Annotated in this window: 1 protein-coding gene; it reads left to right on the plus strand. The window is 69.6% G+C overall.

The window, feature by feature from the left end; all coding sequences use genetic code 11:
- Window positions 1-566, plus strand: a 566-nt coding sequence (locus tag ABEB07_RS38695; RefSeq protein WP_345672725.1) for an acyltransferase domain-containing protein, incomplete at both ends; no start/stop codon positions are given.

Genomic DNA, 566 nt, shown 5'->3' on the forward strand with positions numbered 1-566 from the left:
AACCCGCCCTCTGGGCCGTCATGGTCTCCCTCGCCCACACCTGGCGCGCCCACGGCATCCACCCCGACGCCGTCATCGGCCACTCCCAAGGAGAAATAGCCGCCGCCACCGTCGCCGACATCCTCACCCTCGACGACGCCGCCCGCATCGTCGCCCTCCGCAGCCAACTCATCGCCCACCACCTCGCCGGCAACGGCGCCATGGCCTCCATCGCCCTCCCCGCCACCACCCTCCACCACCACCTCCAACACCACCCCGACCTCACCATCGCCGCCCACAACGGCCCCACCACCACCGTCATCGCCGGCCCCACACCCAGCCTCGAAACCCTCCTCACCCACCTCGAACAACAAGGCACCCGCGTCCGCCGCATCCCCGTCGACTACGCCTCCCACACCCCCGAAGTCGAAACCATCCACACCCAACTCCACACCGCACTCGCCCCCATCACCCCCCGCAACAGCCCCATCACCTTCCACTCCACCGTCACCGCCACCCCCCTCGACGGCACCCACCTCACCCCCGACTACTGGTACCGCAACCTCCGCAACCCCGTCCTCTTCCAC

It is taken from the genome of Streptomyces similanensis, from assembly GCF_039543625.1.
Lineage (GTDB): Bacteria > Actinomycetota > Actinomycetes > Streptomycetales > Streptomycetaceae > Streptomyces > Streptomyces similanensis.